Source organism: Nannocystis exedens (genome assembly GCF_002343915.1).
Classification (GTDB): domain Bacteria; phylum Myxococcota_A; class Polyangia; order Nannocystales; family Nannocystaceae; genus Nannocystis; species Nannocystis exedens.
Genome location: NZ_NETK01000001.1, coordinates 6,155,311 through 6,175,971, shown reverse-complemented (window position 1 = coordinate 6,175,971; position 20,661 = coordinate 6,155,311). Strand labels below are relative to the sequence as shown.

At 73.9% G+C, this 20,661-nt stretch carries 14 protein-coding genes and 1 pseudogene; 6 read left to right on the top strand and 9 right to left on the bottom strand.

Going from position 1 to position 20,661, the window contains the following annotated elements:
* Positions 1–340: 340 nt before the first annotated feature.
* From NAEX_RS24340 to NAEX_RS24330, 3 genes are all read left to right on the top strand, one after another.
* Complete coding sequence (locus NAEX_RS24340) at positions 341–1,150, top strand: ABC transporter substrate-binding protein (RefSeq protein WP_170135968.1); 810 nt, start codon at positions 341–343, stop codon at positions 1,148–1,150.
* Between the two features lie 78 nt (positions 1,151–1,228).
* A complete protein-coding gene (locus NAEX_RS50625) occupies positions 1,229–2,581 on the top strand; it encodes a peptidase M16 family protein (protein WP_096329871.1) in 1,353 nt (450 codons plus the stop codon).
* Positions 2,578–4,119 carry a peptidase M16 family protein gene (locus NAEX_RS24330; RefSeq protein WP_096329870.1) on the top strand — a complete coding sequence of 514 codons (1,542 nt, stop codon included), beginning with the start codon at positions 2,578–2,580 and terminating at the stop codon, positions 4,117–4,119. Before NAEX_RS50625 ends, NAEX_RS24330 begins: the two co-directional genes overlap by 4 nt.
* A gap of 369 nt (positions 4,120–4,488) precedes the next feature.
* Here the strand turns inward: NAEX_RS24330 and NAEX_RS24325 are convergent, their stop codons facing one another.
* The 3 genes from NAEX_RS24325 to NAEX_RS24315 form a co-directional block, all read right to left on the bottom strand.
* Entirely contained in the window at positions 4,489–5,493 is a 1,005-nt protein-coding gene (locus tag NAEX_RS24325; protein WP_143140573.1) for an ADYC domain-containing protein, read from the bottom strand.
* A gap of 231 nt (positions 5,494–5,724) precedes the next feature.
* The gene (locus NAEX_RS24320) at positions 5,725–6,123 is read right to left on the bottom strand and encodes a hypothetical protein (RefSeq protein ID WP_100792967.1); all 399 of its coding nucleotides are present in this window, start codon (positions 6,121–6,123) and stop codon (positions 5,725–5,727) included.
* A 478-nt stretch (positions 6,124–6,601) separates the two neighbouring features.
* Positions 6,602–8,614 carry a permease gene (locus NAEX_RS24315; protein ID WP_170135967.1) on the bottom strand — a complete coding sequence of 671 codons (2,013 nt, stop codon included), beginning with the start codon at positions 8,612–8,614 and terminating at the stop codon, positions 6,602–6,604.
* Positions 8,615–9,327: 713 nt separating this feature from the next.
* On the opposite strand from NAEX_RS24315, the gene NAEX_RS24310 reads away from it, so the two are divergent.
* Positions 9,328–10,749, top strand: a complete 1,422-nt coding sequence (locus tag NAEX_RS24310) for an FG-GAP repeat domain-containing protein (RefSeq protein ID WP_096329866.1) — start codon at positions 9,328–9,330, stop codon at positions 10,747–10,749.
* A 340-nt stretch (positions 10,750–11,089) separates the two neighbouring features.
* Here the strand turns inward: NAEX_RS24310 and NAEX_RS24305 are convergent, their stop codons facing one another.
* From NAEX_RS24305 to NAEX_RS24285, 6 genes and pseudogenes are all read right to left on the bottom strand, one after another.
* On the bottom strand, positions 11,090–11,614 hold the full coding sequence (locus NAEX_RS24305) for a DUF2505 domain-containing protein (RefSeq protein WP_096329865.1): 525 nt from the start codon (positions 11,612–11,614) through the stop codon (positions 11,090–11,092).
* 490 nt (positions 11,615–12,104) lie between these two features.
* Entirely contained in the window at positions 12,105–12,611 is a 507-nt protein-coding gene (locus NAEX_RS24300) for a hypothetical protein (RefSeq protein ID WP_143140572.1), read from the bottom strand.
* A gap of 700 nt (positions 12,612–13,311) precedes the next feature.
* Entirely contained in the window at positions 13,312–14,706 is a 1,395-nt protein-coding gene (locus NAEX_RS53895; RefSeq protein WP_211302466.1) for a formylglycine-generating enzyme family protein, read from the bottom strand.
* A complete protein-coding gene (locus NAEX_RS54900) occupies positions 14,703–15,278 on the bottom strand; it encodes an FKBP-type peptidyl-prolyl cis-trans isomerase (RefSeq protein WP_476703777.1) in 576 nt (191 codons plus the stop codon). The genes NAEX_RS53895 and NAEX_RS54900 overlap by 4 nt, the downstream gene beginning before the upstream one ends.
* Positions 15,255–15,806, bottom strand: a pseudogene (locus tag NAEX_RS54895) (FKBP-type peptidyl-prolyl cis-trans isomerase); the annotation flags it as partial. The pseudogene NAEX_RS54895 and the gene NAEX_RS54900, both read right to left, overlap by 24 nt.
* Positions 15,807–15,862: 56 nt before the next feature.
* On the bottom strand, positions 15,863–16,744 hold the full coding sequence (locus NAEX_RS24285; RefSeq protein WP_100792966.1) for a universal stress protein: 882 nt from the start codon (positions 16,742–16,744) through the stop codon (positions 15,863–15,865).
* A gap of 614 nt (positions 16,745–17,358) precedes the next feature.
* Here NAEX_RS24285 and NAEX_RS24280 point away from each other — a divergent pair.
* Positions 17,359–18,369, top strand: a complete 1,011-nt coding sequence (locus NAEX_RS24280; RefSeq protein WP_143140569.1) for a hypothetical protein — start codon at positions 17,359–17,361, stop codon at positions 18,367–18,369.
* Between the two features lie 454 nt (positions 18,370–18,823).
* Positions 18,824–20,467, top strand: coding sequence for a fibrinogen-like YCDxxxxGGGW domain-containing protein (locus tag NAEX_RS24275; protein ID WP_143140568.1), 1,644 nt, complete (start codon positions 18,824–18,826; stop codon positions 20,465–20,467).
* Positions 20,468–20,661: the final 194 nt, after the last annotated feature.

Below are 20,661 nucleotides of genomic sequence, written 5' to 3'. Positions count from 1 at the left end.
GCGAGCGCCGCGAGCCCGCCGCGGTGGCGCTGCTCTCGTCTCCGCCGGCGACCCGCCGCGTTCGACGAGCGAACGCCGCGAGCCGGCGGCGCTCGCGAGCGCCGCCGACCGCCTGTGCACAGGCGGCGCGGGGCAGCTCGTCCACGACCTCCGCCGCGAGCCCACCGCGACCTCGTCGCGGTCGACACCGGCCGCGGCCGCGAACGCCGAGCCTGTCCCGCGGGACATTTCACATGTCTCTTCGGCCATCATGCTCCCAGGCACATGTCCGGAGAAACAGCCCGGGCACCCACCGTGGCGGACGCTTGTCTCCCGCGACCGCGGCGGTCATCCTCAGCGCATGTGGACCCGCCGGGCCGTCACCCGCCTCGTGTGGCCGCTGGGCGCCCTCGTCGCCTGCGGCGGCGGCGAGCGGGCCAGGCCGTTGCGGCTGGCGGTCACCACCAGCGTCCACGACAGCGGCCTCATGGGCGTCCTCGTGCCGGCCTTCACGGCGGCGCGGGGGCGGCCGGTCGAGGTCGTCCCCGTCGGCTCGAAGCGGGCGATCGAGCTGCTCGCCACCGGCCAGGCCGACGCCGCCATCACGCACAGCCCGGTCGAGGAGGCGCAGGCGCTGGCGAGCGGGCGGATCGGCGGGCGCACCCCGGTCATGCGCAACGCCTACGTCCTCGTCGGGCCGGTCGAGGCCGCCGGCGTCGTCGCCGGCGCGGCCGACATCCGCGGCGCCCTGCGGGCCGTTGCCGGCTCCGGCCGCCGCTTCGTCTCGCGCGGCGACGACTCCGGCACGCACCCGCGCGAGCTGCAGTTGTGGGCGGCCGCCGGCGTCCCGGCCGAGAGCGCCTTCATCCTCCACTGCAACGGCGGCATGGCCGAGGCGCTCGAGCTGGCCGCGCGCGAGCACGCCTTCATCCTCAGCGACCGCGCCACCTTCCTCGCCCGCCGCGGCGATCTCGGGCTCGCCATCCTCTTTCAGGGCGGCTCCGACCTCGACAACATCTACGCCGTGCTCGAGCCCGCCCCCGACCGCGGCGGCGACCTCGACGGCGCGCGCGCCTTCGCCGAGTTCCTGCGCTCCCCGACGGGCAGGGGCCTCGTCGGCAGCTTCGGCGTCGACACCGTGGGCGAGCCGCTGTTCACCCCGGTCGAGTGAGGCAAAAAGCCGGCCCGGGGCGGCCTGAGGCGAGAGATCCTTGCCCTCTCCCGCGCCAGCGGATACCACCTCCTCAGCATGCTCGTCCCTCGCCGTCCCCGCGCCCTCGGCGCGGCGCTCGCCCTGCTCGGGCTCTGCGTCGGCGAGCCCACGGCTCTCGCCGCGCCCGCCGCCCCGACGCCCGCGCCGACCCCCGCGGCCGCGCCCGCGGCTCCCACGGAACCTGCCCCGAAGGACAGCCCGGCGACCGGCCCCGACACCGTCCTCGACGTCGTCCTCCCAAGCGGCCTGCGCGTGCTCGCGGCCCGCGACCTCAGCCTGCCGGTCGCCGCCGTCGTGCTCGCCGTCGAGACCGGCAGCGAGGACGACCCGCCCGAGCACCCGGGCCTGGTCCACGCGCTGGCCTATCACCTCCACCAGGGCAACCGCGAGCTGCGGCCCGGCGAGGCGATCGCCGCGGCCCAGGACGCCGGCGGCGTCCACCTCCTGGCCACCGGGCCCGGTCAGATCCGGTTCGAGTCGCTGGTCCCGATCTCCCGCCTCGGCGAGGTCCTGTTCGCCGAGTCGCAGCGCCTGCGCTTCCCCACCGTCGACAAGCGCCGCTGGGACATCAGCCTCGGTTGGGCCGGCTCCGACGTCCGCAGCCCGGCGGGCCTGCGCCCCACCGACCTCGCCGCCGTGCACGGCGCCCCCGGCCTCGGCCACGACGGCCGCGCCGTCGACCGCTCGCTCGCCGACCTCTCCCCGGCGGCCCTGGCCGCGGCCCTGGCGGCCAAGTTCAGCTACACCCGCGCCACCCTGATCGTCGTCGCCCCCGAGCCGCCGGAGGAGATCCTCGACCAGGTCCGGGCGCGCTTCGCCGACCTGCCGCCGGCCGCCCGGGCCTTGCCGGTCCGACCGCGGCCGCCGGCAAGGGCCCCGCTCCCGCCGGTCGCCGCCTCCGGCAAGCCGCCGTTGTTCGCCTGGCCGGTCCCGGCCGACGCCGCTTCCTCGGCCTGGGCCGGCGCGATCTGCCGCGCCCTCAACCGCCAGAAGCCCACCCCCGAGGAGCCCCGCAAGTCGCGGATCGGCTGCGACTTCGACCCTGATCCGCGCCGTGCTGCGCTGGTCCTGCGGGCGGTCGGCGCCGAGGACCCGGCCGCCTTCGTGCGCGCCCGCCTGGCCCGCCTCGGCGGCCCCGACCAGCCGCTGCTCGTCGCCCAGGCCCAGTTCATGGCCCAGGCGATTCGCCTCTACGCCCGCACCGCCCTCGGCCTGGCCCGCCTGCTGGCCGCCTCGCCGGCGCAGATCCCCGGACCTGTCCCGGTGGACAGCCCGGTCGCCCGCCGCCGCGACGACCTGCTCGGCCTCGCCAGCCTGGCCGGCCGCCCCGGCCTCAACCTCACCGTCGAGGACGCCCTCCTCATCGGCCCCGCGGAGCCCAAGCCGTGACCCGACGCCCCCGGCTGCCCGCCTGCCTGCTGACCGCCTTGCTGCTGTCCCTCGGGACAGGTGGTTGCAAGCGCAAGGACACCGTCAAGGTCGAGATCTTCGACGAGGCCACGCCGCCGGCGCTGACCGAGGCGCTCGGCGCCCTGGCGCCGCCGTGGCCCGCGCCCGAGCGGGTGGTCCTGGCCGACGGCCTTTTGGTCCACTGGCTGCGCGAGGAGGGCACCCCGGCGGTGCATCTGCGCCTGGTCTTTCCGACAGGTGACCTCAAGCCGGCGCTGCAGGGCGCGCCGGCGCTGATCGCCGCCCGCAGCGTCGCGCTCGAGCTCGAGAGCCTGGCCGCGCGGCTGTCGATCCGGGTCGAGTTCGCCTCGCGGACCGGCCGCTACGAGGTCGCGGTTCACGGCGTGGACGCCGAGCTGCCGGCGATCCTCGCCGGCCTCGGCGACATCTTCTCCGCCCCCGGCCTCGACGGCCCGCTGGCCCGCGCGCGCAAGCAGGTCGCCCACGATCTGCGCCCGCCCGACGCCGAGACGCTGGCGCTCGGGGCCCTCACCGCGCGCCTGCTCGGCACCTCGGCCGCGCAGGAGCTCATCACCGCCGCGGCCGTGCAGGAGGCCCCCGAGACCGCCCTGCGCGACGCCTGGGAGGCCCTCACCGACCCGCGCAGCGCTCTCGTCGTCGTCCACGCCGGCGACCCGCTCGCCCGCCACGAGGACGCGCTGGCCGACCTCGCCGGCCGCTGGAAGCAGCGGGTCAAGCTGATCGCCGCCGGCGAGGCCACCGAGGAGGCGCTGGTCCGCCTGCGCCAGGGCCCGCGCCCCGCCGCCCCGCCGGCGAAGCACCTCAAGCGCCCGCCGATCGCTCCGCTCGAGCGGGTCGACCCGCCGACCTCCGGCCGCGGCAGCCGCAGCCTGCTCGTCCTCGGCCGCTCGCTCCCGCTGGCGACCGCGCGCGACCGCAGCCTCGCCCGCCTGGTCCAGCGCCACCTCCAGGCCGAACTGGACATCCGCCTCAGCATCTCCGGCACGGTCGGCGTGTTCACGATCCACGTCCCGCTCGGCGCCGCCGGCCGCGGCAAGCCGGCCGCCGACCCGCTGGAAGAGGTCGAGGCCGCCGAGCAGGCCGCCGACCCGGCCGAGGCCGACCCGCTGAGCCGACGCCTGCGCCGCGAGCTCACCGTCATCCGCGACTACCTGCGCGAGCGCCCGCTGGGCCAGGACCTCCTCGGCGCCGCCCAGCTGTGGCTCGGCGCGCGCATGGTCGCCGCCAGCGTCGGCGGCGAGGACTGGACCGCGCTGTGGAGCGAGGCCCTCGACCTCTCGGTCGCCGACGGCGAGATCGTCGCCGCCCTCGCGCGCGACGCCGAGGCCATGCTCGCCGCGACCCCCGACGAGGCCGCGGCCTTCATCACCCGCTGGCTCGACCTCGAGAAGAGCGAACCCGGCTGGGCCTGGGTCGCCGTCGGCAGCGAGGCCGACCTCAAGGGCATCATCGCCGCCGAGAGCAAGGGCATCCAGTTCGAGCCCCCGCCCGAGTGACACCTGTCCTCGGGGACAGGCTGCCGGGGCCGCGCGATCGCCGACGGTGCTGTCCTGAAAGACAGCTCATCGTCCGGCCCGGCTGTCACGAGAGATAGCTCGCCGCGACGGCCCGCACATCCGCCCGGCCGGGCGTCCCACGCGCAGCCTGTCGCTCCGCGCCCGTCGCCCGCTCCGCTCCCGTCCGGAGGATGTCCCCGGGGACCGCTCGTCGCTTCGCGCCCGTCGATCTGCCCGGGCGAGCGTCGCCACGGGCAGCGCGTCACTCGGATGTCCCGAGGGACAGCTCGACGCCAAGCTCTGTCCGACCTGCCCTCGCCGAACGGGCCCCCGCGGACCGCCCGCGAACAGCCCCGATCCGGCGCCCGCTCACAGCCCGCAGGCGCGCGGGTCGTCCTGCCAGCGTTCGCAGTAGCGATTGGCCACCAGCCCGCCGCGCCCGGCCGCGAGGTCGCCGCAGCCGTCGACGGCGAGCAGCGCGCCGAGGCACGGCGGCGCCTCGTGGGCCGCGCCTGCGAACATCGCCAGGCGGAGCTGCTCTCCGAGGCACACCGCGCCGTCGGGACCCCACTCGGCCTCGACCGCCCAGCCGGGCGCGCCGAGCGTGCTGGCCTGCTGGATCGCCCCCTTCAGCGGGTCGAACACGTCGATCGGCGTGCCGTCGCGGGTGTGCGACGTCCCGTCGCCGCAGTAATCGGCGCGGGCCATGCGGGTACACGCCTGGTGGTGGTCGGCCAGGGAGACCCCGTCCACCTCGGCCCACGGGCGGTAGCCCCATTCGACGCACTTTGCCAGCACCGCGCCGCGGCAGGCGAACGTCACCACCCCCGGATCGTCGATCCGCGCCCCGGTGGCGAGGTCCCACGAATTCGCGAGCGGGATCGCCTGCGTCGGCGCGCCGGTCGGGTCATGGCAGAGGCTGGTCCACTCCGACCTGTGCCCGGGCCCTCGCACCGAGATGTCATAAAAGAGCACCTCGCCGGTAGGGTCGGACGGATCGGCGTGGATGTCGTCGAAGCGGAGCTGCCACGCCTCGCCGTCGATCTCGAGCTCGAGCTGCGAGCCGACGAGCGCCACCCCCTCGATCGTCCGCGCGTCCCCCGGCAGCCGGGCCCTGAAGCTCGTACCTGCGAGCTCGGGGCCCGCCAGCGCGGCGCCGCCGAGCTTCCACCCGGTCAGCCGGATCCCGCCGAGCAGCGCCCCGTTCATGCGCATCCCGTTGAGGTTGCGCCCGTTCAGGCTCGCCGAGTTCAGCACCGAGCCGTTCTCGACCCGATGGTGCGGCGCGACGTCCTCGGTCGCTTCGGGAGCGACGGCGTGGCGAGCCGCGACGGCGCCCAGGATTGCCAGCCAGAGCTCGCGGGGCAAGGCCATGTTCGACTCCTGCCAGCGAGTGATGATCGCGATCACGAATGCGTGCAACCTCCATTCGGAGGCCGCAGCCCCGCGGACGCGCCCGCTGTCCGCTCCGGCCAATTGTCCGCTCACCGTCGAGTCTGCCGTCGCGCTCCGATCTATCGCAGGTCCCCCCGATACCTGCCTGGCGTGGGCCTGACGGCCTGCGGCCGGCGCATTCGTCATACCGACGAATGCGCCGACCCGGCCTCACCGCGGATTCGGCAGCTCGCCGGAGCCCTCGCAGATCCGCGGCCCCCCGCACGACTCGTCGACCGCGCAGATCCGGGTCAGCGGCGCGAGGGCGGCCGCCACGTCGAGGACGTCGCAGCGGGACCGGGCGCACGCCTCGAGGCCCGTGCTCGCGTCGGACATACAATCGAGCACGCAGCTGCACGAGCGCTCGTCGTCGCAGGCCTGCACCCCCTCGCAGCAGGCGATCCGCAGGCACGAGCGGCACTCCGGCTCGTCTTCCTCCGGCACGCACTCGCCGTCCGGGCCCCCGTCGTCGCCGCCTTCGCTACCCGACGGCTCGAGGTCGCACTCTTGAATGAAAGGAATGGCGAACACGAGGCTCGCCGCGAGGACGCTCGCAGAATGAAATAGCATCGAATTTCTCCTCCTCTACGCCAGGTCGAACCCACCGTACGTCTGTCCGCCCGCCGTCTGAATGAACTCTGCTTCAGGCTGCGGTACCGTCAATCGCCGAATGTTGACATCGGACACAGGGTCCCACCTGTGACGCACCGCCCTGATCCCGCGGCCCTCCGGCGAACGTGCGCTGCAGAACACCGGTCCGCGGCCGTTCGCCGGCGGTCATCAGCCCCGCCCCGACGCGCCCGCCCGCCGCGCCCGTCGACGAATGTGCCACCCGGCACACCCGCGCCCGCGATCCGGCCCACGCGAGCGACAATGGCTCCGTGACCGCCGGCTCCCCCGAATACCCACCCCCCCACCGCCTCCCGGACCCCGGCCCGAGCCCCTCACCCCGCTCGCCCGCGCACCTTTCCCGCTCGCTCTCATCCGAACAAGCACGCAGCGAACGCCACGGCCGACGCGCGGCCGAGTCAGCGCTCGCGCGAGCGACCTACTCGCGCGAGCGATGATCGTGCGAATGGTGCTCGTGCGCCTGTTGCCCGTCGTGCTCGTGCGAATGGTGCTCGTGCGCCTGTTGACCGTCGTGCTCGTGCGCGTGATGCTCGTGCGAACGATGCTCGTGCGCGTGATGCTCGTGCGAATGACCCTCGTGCGAGGGATGCTCGTGCGAATGCCCCGCGTGCGAGCGCCCCCCGTGCGAGCAATGCCCGTGCGAGTGCTCGTGCCCGCACCCGCCATGCCCCCCGTGCGAGTGCCCTGCGTCGCCGTGGTCGTGCGAATGTCCCTCGCGCTCCCACAGCCGGGCGAAGAACCCCTGCGGTCCCTGGCGCACGAACGACACCAGGAACAGGCCTGCGAGCGCCCACGCGGCCGCCTCGGCCAGCGGCCCGTGGCCGGCGTGCGGCTGCACCCCTGCGACCCCGCGCAGCTGCGGCAGCGTCATGTCGACCAAAAGCCCGAGGCCGACCGCCAGCACCAGCATCGCCGCCGCGAAGCGGGCCGCGGTCGCCCGCCCGTGCTCCTGCGCCAGCACCCCGAACGTCGTCGCATTCGTGGCCGGCCCGGTCAGCAGGAACGCCAGCGCCGCCCCCGGGCTCAGCCCCTTGGCCAGGAGCGCCGCCACCAGCGGCGTCGCCCCCGACGCGCACACGTAGATCGGCACCCCGAGCGCCGCGAACAGCAGCACCTGCAGCGGCCCGGGGATCGCCGTCAACGCCGACGGATCGATCCACGGCTCGATCAGCGCCGCCACCAGCAGCCCGAGCCCGATCCACGGCGCCGTCGTGTCCACCAGTTCGCCGAAGCCCGTGCGCAGGCCGCTCCACAGGCGCGCCAGCGCCGGCCCGCGCGGGCCCGCCTCCGGCTCGCTGCTGCCGCCGATCCGCCGCGCCCGCCCGCCGACCCACCAGCCGACCAGCCAGGCGACCAGCGCCGCCGCGACTACCCGCAGCACCGTCATCTCGGCCCCGAGCAGCGGCCACGACAGCAAGATCGCGTCGACCCCGAGCTCCGGCGTGGCGATGAAGAACGCCATCGCCGCCGCCGCCGGCACCCCGCGCTGCAGCAGGCTGCGGTACACCGGCACCACCCCGCACGAGCACAGCGGCAGGGGCAGCCCGACCGCCACCCCGCGCAGCGCCTGCCCGGCCGGGCCGCCGCGCCGCAGCCAGCGCACCGGCGCCTCCGGCATCAGCCCCGACACCAGCCCGGCCAGCGCGTAGGCCAGCAGCAGCGCCGGCGCGCTGTCCCGCATCAGCTCGCCCAGGGCCGCCAGCGTGCGCGCCAGCGGGTCGGCCTCGCCGTGCGTCTCGGCGGCCAGCGCGACGAGCAGCCCGAGCCCGACCAGCCCGCCGCAGGCCGCGCCGATCCGAACCCCGCGGCTATCTGTCTCTTGGGACCTGTGCCCCACGACATGTAACAAGAGACCGCCGACGATCGCGTGGAACAGCCCGAGCCAGCCGGCGTCGAGCCGCGCGAACGAGGCGTCGGCGAACACGTAGCCGGCCACGGTGGCCGCCCCGAGCAGCAGCAGCGCCCCCGCGGCCACCACGAACCCGGCCGGCGACAGCAGCCACCACACCCCGACGGCCATCGGCAGCTGGTGGGCGATCACCGCCACCTCGAGCCCGTGCGAGTCGCTCCCCTCGAGGTGCGCCAGGGCCAGCGCCAGCCCGTCGGTGAAGGCGTGCAGGGCCATCCCGAGGATCGCCAGCGTCAGCGCCGCTCGGTGGGTGCCGCGGGCCGCCAGCCGCAGCGGGCCCTCGGCGATCGCCGGTCCTGCCAGCCCGGCGAGCAGCGCCAGGAACGCCGGCCAGCCCGCGAGCGCCAGTGCGCGCGGCACGATCTCGAGCGCCACCAGCCCGGTGACGGCCACCAGCACGAAGTTGTCGAGCGCCGCCATCGTCACGCGCTCGCGACGGGCCGCCGCGTGGAGCAGCGGCCCGAGCACCAGCGCCACCACGCTGATCGCGAGGGTCCAAGTGCCGTGGGAGTCGCCGGGCATCGCGGGCGCGACCATAGCCTGAAATCGCCGCGCGGCGGCACCGGACCGGACGCCGTTCCGGCCCCGTCGCGGGCGAACCGGCGGCGTCGGGGTCCTCCGCCGTCTCGCCGGGCCCGAGCCGCCCCCCGCGCCGTCCGGACGCACGCCCGCACCGCCAGCGCACGCGTCGCCGCGATCGATTCTCACCCGGCGCCCGCGACAACGCCCTGCCCGCGGCTGCTTCGCCCGAACAAGGCCCTGCCGTCTCCGCGTCACCGTCCGCCGCCGCGTCCCTGCGGCCGCCGCGTCCCTGCAGCCGCCTCGTCCCGCGACATCGTCCGCCGCGGCCGCTTGCGACGCCGCGACCGTCTCATCGCCTCGTCCATCGCATTTCGCCGCCGCGTCCTTCACCGTCGCCGGCTCGCCCGCAAATCTCGGGCTGCAGCAGCGCCGTCCGCCCCGAACGCGCCCGCCTCTGCTGCCCCTGAGCTCCGTCCCCGGTCCGCGCCCGCTCGCCCGCTCGCCCGCCCTGCATCCGTCCTCGCGCCCGCTGCCCACCGCCACCTGGCGGAAGTGCCATGGCCGATCCGCCATGTCCTTTCGCACCCGAAGCCGTTTGCCGCGCGGCGCGCGCGGGCCGCTCGGCGTGCCCTTCCGCCTTTGCCGTTCGCGGCGGCCCGGACGAGCGACGGTGCGCGTTGACGGCTCCAGGCGGCGCCCGCCATCCTCCCGCCATGGCCTCTTGGACACGGCATTTCCTCGCGCTGTCCGCACTCGCGGCGTGCGGCGGCGGCGACGGGGACGACACGGGCGCGACGGGCACCACCCTCATGTCGACCATGACGATGGCGTCGACCGCCACGATGAACTCCACCTCGACCACCGACGACGGCGGGACCAGCACCACGACCACCGGCGGCGAGGCGACCACCGTCGAGCCGACCACCGCCGGTCCGGCCACCGGCACCACCGCCGTCGCCTGCAACGACGGCGAGCAGGACTGCCCCTGCCTGCCCCTTGCGACGTGTTTTCCGGGGCTCACGTGCGTCGACGACGTGTGCGTCGGCATGGAAGAGACCACCGACGGTCCGCCGCCGATGTGCGGCGACGGTCAGCCGGGCCCCAACGAGGTCTGCTTCAAGCCGTTCACCCCGCTCGGCATGGGCTCGGGCCCGATCGCCGTCGCCGTCGCCGACTTCAACAAGGACGGCAACGACGACATCGCCTGCGCCAACAACATGACGAACAACGTGACCGTCCGGACCGGCAAGGGCGACGGCGGCTTCAATGCGCTCAGCGCCCTCGGCGTCGGCATGGGTCCGTACTCGGCCGCCGCCCCCGACCTCAACAACGACGGCGCGCCCGACCTCGTCACCGCCAACATCACCGGCAACGACGTCTCGGTGTACCTCAACAACGGCGCCGGCATGCTCGCCGCGGCGCCGGCGATCCCCGTCGGCGCCCAGGCGCGCCACATCGTCGGCGCCAAGCTCAACGGCGACGACTTCGAGGACCTGGTGGTCGCCAACTACATGGACAACACCCTCACGGTGCTGATCGGCGACGGCGTCGGCTTCCCGGCCCCGGCCGGGATCGGCGTCGGCACCGGGCCGACCTGGGTCGCCATCGGCGACATGAACGGCGACCAGAACCTCGACATCATCAGCGCCAACTACGGCGCCAGCAGCCTCAGCGTCTCGCTCGGCAACGGCCTCGGCAACTTCGGCCCGCCGACCAGCTCGCCCGCCGGCGGCCAGGTCTACGCCGTCGCCGTCGCCGACCTCAACGACGACGGCGACACCGACGCGGTCGTCACCGTCCCGGCCGCCGGCCAGGTCTTCGTCCTCCAGGGCAACGGCCTCGGCGGCTTCGGCGGCGCGATCCCCTACCCCTGCGGCGCCGACCCGATCGGCCTCCTCCTCCACGACATCTCCGGCGACGGCGCCGTCGACGTCGTCGTCGCCAACCGCGGCGCCAACACCGTCAGCGTCCTGCGCGGCAACGGCAACGGCGGCTTCGCGGCCCCCGAGGCCTTCCCCGTCGGCGCCGCCCCCCACGTCGTCGCCACGGGCGATTTCAACAAGGACGGCGCGGTCGATCTCGTCACCGCCAACAACGGCGACAGCACCGTCAGCGTGTTGCTCGCCGATCCCTGAGCCCTGTCCCCGGGGACATGTCCGTTCGAGCATTCATAAAAATGTCTCGCAGGACATGTCTTCTGGAGCAGCCGGACACGGCGAAATCGGGCCGCCCGCGGGGTGCACAGCCGCAGCGGGCGTCCGCTCCTCCAGTGCGCGGCGAGCCGACCGCTGGTTCATGCACGGGCCGACACGGTCGATGTTCGGCCCGCCACGGGGTGCGAACCGCAGCCGGCGTCCGCCCGTGCGAGCGCGCGGCTTCCAGCACGAGAGGGGCCGGACGAGCTCCTCGTGCATCGTCGGCGTCGCCTGGCGACCGGCCTTCACGGGCGCCGGGCGTCCATCCGCCCGCCGGGGCTCAGGAGCTCGCCTTGCCGTTCGCGCGCAGCCACTGGTTGGTGTAGTCGGCGGCCTTTTGATAGCTCTCGCGCATCGTCTTCTCGAGGAACTTCTCGACCATCCCGCCGACGCCGAACATCTTGACCTCGATCTCGAACTCGACGACGCGGTCCGACTGACCGGGCCCGGTGCGCTCGAGCCACATCTCGGCCTTGATCGTCGTCTTGTCGGCCAGCTTGGACGGCAGGACCCTGGCGATCCACTTCGGCGCGTTGGGCCCGGCGACCTCGAGCCGGCCCTCCTCGACGTACGACACCGAGTCGCCCAGGACCTTGCGGATCGCCGCCGGCGCGTCGATCTTCGGCGTCACCCGCACCTTCCGCGTCTTGCGGCCGTCGGGCGGGCTCGTCTCCTCGACGACGTCGAACGCCTCGAACTCGAGGCCCTTTTTGTAGAGCTTCTCGTTGTAGTCGTGGTCGAAGAACACCTCGCGCCAGAACGGCTCCGGCTCGATGGCGTACGGGTGCCTGATCGTGAACTTCATCGCCGGGGGTTTTTTCACGCGCCCGCGCCCGCGTCAACCGCCGGCGACCGGGGCCTTTCGCGCGCCCGCACCCTCGCGCACGGGACCATGGCGCCGCCTGCCCGCCCCAGCGACCTGCCGCGCCGCGCAAGCTGCGCGACCACGGTCGCCACCATGACGTGCCCATGCGACGTCGATGCCGCACCCCCCCCGACCCTCAGCGCGTCCTGCCCGCGACCGAGCGACCGCGTACGCGAGGCGCTGCCTGCTCGACCCATCGATCGCGGCGACGCTGCTCGCCGACGACGCCATGCGGCGCGGATCCACGTGCTCCGCGGGCGTTGCAAGCCATGTTCGCCGATCGCTACCGCCGCGAGGCCTCCCGCGCCAAACGTGGGCCTCCATCGCCGTCGCCGGGCGACGCCACCCGCAGCTCGCGGGTGAGCGGCGCGAACGCTCGACGACGGGCCGCCACCACCGACGGGCACCCCGCCCGCGCGTCGCGACGCGATCAGCGATTTTCCCGACAGCGTACTTCGTCGCAGAGGAGCTCGTGGTCGTTCGCCCTGCATCGCCGCTCGGCGCGCTGGCTCGCCTCGAGCCGCGTCGGCCCGAAATCCGCGTACTTTTGCCCGAACGCCTCGACCGAGCAATCGTACCGGCGGTCGTTCGCTCGCTCGCCGGCCGCCAGCGCCGGGCCATGCATTCCGCCGCCGATATGGATGCTGAGGGCGCTGCCCGGGCCCTCCGAGCGATTCGCGCGCGCCTCGGCCTCGTTCCGCTGCGCCCGCGCGTAGCCCTCCCGGAACCCCTTCAACGTCTCGGACTTGGAGCCGGCGGGGCACCCGCCGTAGCGGTGCAGGTCGAGCTCCTGGCCGAGGTCGTAGGTCTTCATGCCCTCGACGTACGCCGCATCATAGTTGCAGTTGGTCGACGCCCACTGCTCCATCATCGCCGCGCAGCCGGTCAGCCCGAGCAGCGGCAGCATCCATACCAGACGTCCGAGGACGGTTCGCATCAAGCAGCACTCCATTGCCCGCCGGTGTAGCTCGGGTGATACGGAATGCAATGCCCCGGCGTCACGAAAGCGCGGCGCCGACCTCACGGCGCGACCCCCGGCGCCGACGTACGCGTAATGCCCTGTAATGATCCGACCGCCTCGTGCTGTCGCCCCCGTTCTCCGGCCTCCGGGGCCCTTGCGAGGCGGCACGAACGCCAGCTCGGGGCACCTCGATCGATTGCCCATACCCAGGACCGCGGGCGAATGCCGGGCATGATGGGGCATGCTCCGATCGATCCGCGCCCGCGAGCGCGGCGTACGAGGATTCGGAGCGACCCCCGTCGCGCCCAGCGAAGCCCCCGACGAAGTCACCCACGCACGGGCTGCGATCGCGGCGTACGATGATTCGAGCGACCCCCGTCGCGCCCAGCGAAGCCCCCGACGAAGTCGGGCACGCACGGACCGCGATCGCGGCGCTATCGACGCGCCCAGCCCCCGACGAAGTCCTGCACACACCGCGATCACGACGCTCTCCGTCGTGCAGGAGACTCCTGCGATGCGATCACGGCGCTCGCGACGGCGGATGATTCGAGCCGACCGCCCGCGTCGCACCCGGAGGAGTTGCGCAGGAGCACTCATGAGACTCGAGCCGGACCACGCCGGCGGGGCCCGCTCGCGCGAGCGCCGGCCCCGGACGCCGGGCACCTCCCGCCGGTCTTCACTCCCCTGCGGGCCCGCGCCGCAGCGCCTCCGCCTCGCGGGGGTTCGCGGCGCAGCGGAAGCCGAAGTGGTGGAACGGCTGATTGCTGGGGAAGTGCGGCCGGCGCCACACGCCGGTCGCGTACGACGCGTCCCAGTACCACGACCCGCCGCGGACGATCTTGCGCAGCTTGCCCGGGCAGTCGCGGGCGACCTCGCCGTCCTTCGCGCACGGGCCGAGCGGATCGATGCCCTCGCAGTCGGCCCCGCACTCCGCGTAGCTGCGGGTGAACCAGTCGGCCACCCACTCCCAAGAATTTCCGGACATGTCGTAAAGGCCATACCGGCCCGGCGGCCGCGCGCCGATCTCCCACGGCCGGCCCGTCTCCGGCTTGCTGCCCTGCTTCTTGACCCCGCAGCCGCGCCCGGTCTCGTCCTTGATGATCGCCCGCTCGCAGGTCGCCGGCTCGTCGCCCCACGGGTGCAGCGCCCCGTCGGGCCCGCGGGCGCCCTTCTCCCACTGCGCCTCGCTCGGCAGCCGCTTGCCCTGGGCCTTGCAGTAGCCGTCGGCGTGGAACCACGACACCCCGTTGATCGGCTGCTTCGGCCGGTCGAAGTCGGTGTAGGCCGGCCCGCCCTTCGGGTCGCAGCCCTTGGCCTTCACGCACGCCTTGTACTCGGCGTACGTCACCTCGTGGATGTCGAGGTAGTACGTCTGCAGCCACACCCGCGCCTGCGGCCGCGCGTGCTCCGGCCCGGTGTCGCTGCCGCGGATGAACCACCCCGCGGGGATGCACGCCATCCCCGGCGGCGGCGGGTCGAGGCAGGGAATCGGCGCCGGCGCCCCCGGCGGCGGCGGGTCGTCGGCCAGCGTGTCACCTGTCTTTGCGGCCAGCCCCAGGCTGCCGTCGCCCGTGGACGGCCCGGCCCCCGCACCACCTGCCCCCGCGGACGGCCCGGCCCCCGCGCCACCTGTCCCTGCGGACAGCCCGGCCCCCGAGCCCCCGGCCGCGCCCGCGCCACCTGTCCCTGCGGACATCCTGGCGCCCGAGCCCCCGGCCGCGCCCGCACCACCTGTCCCTCCGGACAGCCCGGCGCCCGAGCCCCCGGCCCCCAATCCACCTGTCCCTGCGGACAGCCCATTCCCCGGTCCATCCCCGGCGCTCCCGGGCCCCGCGGAGCCGGCACCTGTCCTTGCGGACATCCCGGCCACCGCGGCCCCCTCTGCGGGCGGCCCCGCCTCGCGCTCGTCTGTCCCCGCGGACATGTCCCCGGGACCAGCAGCCGGCGCAGCGCCGCCGGGCCCCGCGGCCCCGGGCGCCTGGTCCGAAGGACCTGCCCGACAGGACAGGCCCACCGTCAGCGCCAAGATCGCCGCGGCGGTGGCCGCGGAGATCGCCGCGGGCGCGCTCACCCGGCCTTCTTCTCCGTCGCCGGGGCCTTCGCGTCGGGCTTGGCCGGCGCGGTCGCCGGGGCCGTGGCCGGCTGGGCGCCGCCCGGCGTCGCCGGCTGGGCCGAGCCCGGCGTCGCCGACCCCGGCGTCGCCGCCCCGGCCGGCGGGGTCGGGGCCGGCTTGACCGACATCAGCTCGACGGTGAACGTCAAGTCGGAGTTGGCGGGGATCCGGCCCTTCGCCCGCTCGCCGTACGCGAGCTTGGCGGGGATCTCGAGCTTGCGCAGGCCGCCGACCTTCATGCCGGCGATGCCGAGGTCCCAGCCCTTGATCACGCGGCCCTGGCCGAGCGGGAAGCTGATCGGCTTGCGCGCGAGCGACGAGTCGAACTCGGTCCCGTCCTTGAGCGTGCCGCGGTAGTGGACCGCGACCATGTCGCCGGCCTTGGCCTCCGCGCCCTCGCCGACCTTGTACTCGCTGATCTTGAGCCCGTCCTCGAGCGTCTTGACCGACGCCGGCTTGCCCTCGAACGCGGTGAGCGGCTGCGGCGGCGGCGGCGGCGGGGTGAACGACAGCAGCTCGATGGTGAACACCAGCGTCGCGCCCGGCGGGATCTTCCCGGCCCGGCGGTCGCCGTAGCCGAGCGCCGCCGGCACGATCAGGCGCCGCTTGCCGCCGACCTTCATGCCGACCACGCCCTCGTCCCAGCCCTTGATCACCCGGCCCTCGCCGAGCGAGAACGTGAACGGGCGGTTGCGCTTCTTCGAGGTGTCGAAGATCGTCCCGTCGGTCAGGTAGCCGGTGTAGTGGACCTCGACCTCGCCGCCCTTGACCGCCTCGGCCCCGTCGCCGATTACGAATTCCTCGACCGTCAGCCCGCTCGCGGTCTTGTCGCTGCTGAGCGGCTTGCCGTCGAACGGCGGGTCGTACTTGATGTCCGCGCTCGGCTCGAGCGGCAGCGGCGGCGCCTCGGCCTTCGCGGGCTCGGCCTTGACTTCGGCCTTCGCGGGCTCGGCGGCCTTGGCCGGCTCGGCCTTGGCGTCGGTCTTCGGGGCCTCGCTGGCCGTGCAGGCGACCAGGACGGAGGAGAGGAGGAGCGCGAACGGAGCGCGGACGTGCATGGCGCGGCGTCTATATCCCACTTTCGCAGCCGGCGCACGCCCCTGCGGGACGCACGCTAGGGCCGCGCGTCCGGCGGGACCACCAGCACGGGGATCGCGGCCCGGGCCGCCAGCTCGCTCGACGAGCTGAGGGCGATGACCCGCTCGATCCGGCTGAGCAGCCGCGAACCGCACACCAGGAACGGCGCCCCCTGCTCGGTCGCGACCGCCAGGATCTCGGTGATCGTGTCGCCGTAGCGGACCACCACCGGCTCGCTGCGGCCCTGGTCGGCCAGCCACTCGGCGGTGCGGTCCTTGGCGGCCGCGATCGTCTGGCCCTTGAACTGCGCCAGCGCGTCGGTCGACCAGTAGATCTGCGTGTACTCCTCCGGCACGCTGACCACGCGCACGAACAGCAGGGGGCGGTTCAGCGACTTCGCCATCGCCGCGCCGACCTCGACCGCGCCCGCGCTGGCGTCGGCCGGCGTCACCGCCACCACCACCGGCCCGCTGCGCAGCTGGTCGGGCTGCAGGTCGGGCGGCACCACGAAGGTCGGCACCACCAGCCGCTGCAGCAGCCGCCGCGCCACGCTGCCGAGCCGCACCAGGTCGCGGCCGTCGCTCGCCGCCTTGCGCCCGACGATCATCCCGACCGCCGACCGGCCGGCCCGCGCGCTCGCCAGCGTCTCCGCCGGCTCGTCCGCCTCGACCAGCTCGACCTCGGCGAACGCCTCGCGCACGCCCGCCCGCTCCATCGCCAGCTCCGCCTCCGTCTTGAGCCGCTCGTGCACCCGCACGCGCCCCTCGAACTGGTCGAGCTGCTCCACCACCGCGGTCGGCGCGGCGTGGACCCCCACCAGCTCGATCGCCCCGCCCGTCTGTTCGCGCAACCACGCCCCGAAGCGCACCGCGCCGTCGCTGCGGTGGCGGAGATCGACCCCGACGATCCACGTGTTCATGCCGCAACGATGACAGCGCTTCGCGCCCCGGCAACGCCGGGCAGGCCCACCGAGCTCATCCGCGGGACCTCGGCCTGGCCCGACGCCCGCGTCCGGTCCTGCCGCGTCCGCTGCTCCGTCGGGCGCCAGCGACCCCACCGCGCCGCCTGGCCCCCATCGCGCCGATCCCGCCCACACGAGGTCGCCCGCCCCCCCCGGGCGCGTCGCCCGTCCGACTCGACATGTCTCTTCCGACATATCCTCCCGAGGCGTGGCGGACGTGCCCGGCGCCCGAGGCAGGAATGCGACGGACGAGCCGCTCTCACCACGACCTCGTCGTCGCGGACAGCGAGCGCCTCGCTCCGGGCTCCCCGCCATCGCGCCTGGAGCTCGCGCTACGGGACTCGCGGGCTCGCACGGGCACCTCGAAAAATTCTTCGCCGGGGATGAATTGTTTCTCCGCGAGCCCTGACTTCACCGCTCGAGTCGGGCCCGGCGCCCGCGCGCCGCCGAATGGCAGCAGGGACAGCGCTACGGCGTGAGGACCAAAACCTCTCGTCGTACTCGCGCCGGGCCGGCTCGTCTCGAAGGACAGCATTCACCCATTCGTGAGAGTCATGGATCGCAACACGACAATGAATCGAAGCAGCGCAATCATCCTCGCTTTCAGTTTGGCCGCGCCGGCCGCCTGCGACCGCGCGCCCGGGCCGGACGACGTGGACGCAGCCGAGGACGACACCCCGGTGCAGCAAGCCGACGAGCCCGCCGACGACGAGCCCGCCGAGCTCCTCCGCGACGGCGAGGAGCGCCTCGGCCCGGGGGTCGACCTGTTCGCCGAGGCCGACGTCGCGGGCACCCGCCTGCGCTTCCTGAGCTACGCCGATCCCGGCGCCGAGGAGCCCTGGCAGTTCATGATCGAGAGCCGAGCGCCCGGGGCGATCGGCCTCGAGAGCGAGCCGGCGTTCGCCGACGCCTCGATGCTCGACATCTTCCTCGCCGTCACTCCGGCCGACGTCGCCGTCCCCGACGAGCTGCGCGCGCAGGAAGATCACCGGCTCGGCGAGCGCGGGTGGTTCCTCGACCGGGTGACGCGCGGCGAGTACCTGAGCCCGCGGTCGTTCTGCACGACCAGCATTTTCCAGACCGCCCTGAGGACCTACTCCCCCGGCATCGACGAGGAAGAGATCGACGAGGAAGAGCGCTGGAAGCTCAACTTCAGCCCGGCGGGAGGCAACACCGACTGGAGCGGCCCCACCGAGCCCTTGAACGGCAGTTGGTGCACCAATTGTTCGGACATCTGGTACCACCACAACCGGCTCGACGACGAGTGGGAGCTCTACAACGTCGACTCCGCCAAGATGGCGTTCGCCGCCTGCAACATCGGCTACCGGCCGCCGCTGTGCAACGGCAGCGACGAGTGCTTCGAGGGCATCGGCCCGTCGGCGGACTTCTGGGCCCGCGCCGAGAACAACGGGCCCCTCGCCTACCTGTTCGGCGTCGACATCGACGTGCCGCAGTACCACGCGATCGTCCTGCCGGGGAACGCACAGACCGAGAAGAACCGCGACTTCCGGATCCGCATCACCCACGCCGTCGACGCCGACAGCTTCCACCTCGGCTACGTCTGGGAGCACCAGGGCTGGTGATCGCCGCCCGCCGGCGGGGGGCCGCGACAGGCCCCCGCGCGGTCGGGCGCAGACCTCCGCGAGACAGCCGTCGAAGTCGCCGTGACCCGGTTCGCTGCAGCCGGGCTCGCCGAGGCATCCCCCTGCCTCGCCTGCACGTGACCGCGACGAGCAAATCGCTCGCCGCCGCGGCGCGAGACGAGTCGCACGGCTCGACGCGCGCGTCCGGGGCTCTCGTCGCGCCCGAGTGGCGCCCGGGCACCTGGAGACGCGGCGTATTCGAGCCCTGGCGGACTCGCAGCGGCGCCTTGCGATCGAGCGGTGATGCCGCGGCGAGCACCTCCACACGCTCGAGCGCGATTGCTCGTACGGCGGTGATGTCGCGGGCAGCGGAACCGCGCGCGGGCGCGGCCTTGACAGTCCCGGTCGCGCCGGATTACCCGTCGTCGTCAACATTGTGTGGAGGCGAGGATCGATGAGAGTACAGCTTCGTGGAGCCGCGGCGTGGGGTGTGGGTCTGCTGGTCGCATGCAACGGGGGTGACAGCGCGAGCACCGGGACCGCGACGGAGACCACCACCGGCACCGGCACCGAGGTCGAGACGACCACGGGGACGCCCACCGAACCGACCACCGGGCCGACCACCGGCACCACCGCGCTGCCGACCGACGGCAGCGCCTCGGGCGACGCGAGCACGACCTCGTTGCCGACCACGACGGACCCCGGCACCACCGACACCAGCGACACCACGACCACCACCGGCACCACCGACACGACCACCACGACGGACACGACCACCACCGGCACCGACACCACCGACGGCACCACGACCGGCGAGCCCGACCCGGTGTGCGGCAACGGCGTGATCGAGGCCGGCGAGGCCTGTGACGACGGCAACGACGACAACACCGACACCTGCGTCGAGGGCTGCCAGGAGGCCAGCTGCGGCGACGGCTTCGTCGGGCCCGGCGAGGCCTGCGACGACGGCAACGACGTCGACGACGACGCCTGCAGCAACACCTGCGCGCCGGCCTCCTGCGGCGACGGCGTGGTCCAGGCGGGCGAGGACTGCGACGACGCCAACGCCATCGACACCGACGCCTGCCTCAGCAACTGCGCGGCCGCCAGCTGCGGCGACGGCTTCGTCCACGACGGCGTCGAGACCTGCGACGACGCCGACGCCGACGACAGCGACGAATGCACCACCCTGTGCGCCGCGCCGACCTGCGCCGACGGCATCCAGAGCGGCGGCGAGTCGGACGTCGACTGCGGCGGCCCCGAGTGCGACCCGTGCGAGCTGGCCGAGAATTGCGCCGAGCCCGGCGACTGCGAGAGCGGCAGCTGCGACCAGGGCCAGTGCGTCGTCTCGGCCAGCTGCAAGGCGATCAAGCAGGCCCAGCCGGACGCGCCCGACGGCCTCTACGACATCGACGCCGACGGCGCCGGCCCGGCCGCGCCGTTCAAGGTGTGGTGCGACATGACGACCGACGGCGGCGGCTGGGCCCTGGCGATCCGCTTCGCCCCCTCGCAGGGCACCTTCGACTTCTACTCGCCGCACTGGACCACCGTCTCGGTCGTCAACGAGGCGCTGAGCTCCCCGACCGACACCCTCGACGGCAAGTTCCCGGCCTACAACGCGCTGCCCGGCGCGGAGATCCGCGGCTGCATGCAGCACCCGGTCACCAAGGTCTACGCCTGCAAGGCGTACGCGCTGCCGACGACCACGACCCTGCTCGACCTGTTCACGAACACCCCGGTCGGCTCCGACGTCGCCATGAAGGGCCTCTACTTCGACGAGGCCCAGGCCGAGAAGGTCAAGTGGCTGACGATCCAGGGCCGCACGATCGCCGAGGCCTCGATCGCCCCGAACTACATCGCCGTCGGCATCAACATCGACGACGACCAGTCGTGCTACGACGCCCGCGTCCGCTTCGGCCTGGTCCTCAACAACGAGAACAACATCAGCACCCTCAACGACGCCGCCGGCTTCGGCGCCCAGTCCTACTACACCTCCGCCTGCGACCTCGCCCCCGGCGTGGATACGCCCTGGCGCACGCCGTCCGGCTTCGCCGCCGGTCCGAATATTCATCATACGGCCGGCCACATCTGGATCCGCTGATTCTTCGGCGAAATCGCCGGACCCCGACGCCCGAACGGCCGCGCAGCCGGCCGCCCGGGCGTCGCTCGCGCGCGACGTCCAGGTTTGAACATCGGCGCTCGCCGTGCGCGCGAGCACCCGGGACGCGCCCGCGCCTCTCGTCGGCGCGGTGAGGCCGAGACATGGAATAGCCCCGATGACATTTCCTTACGGAC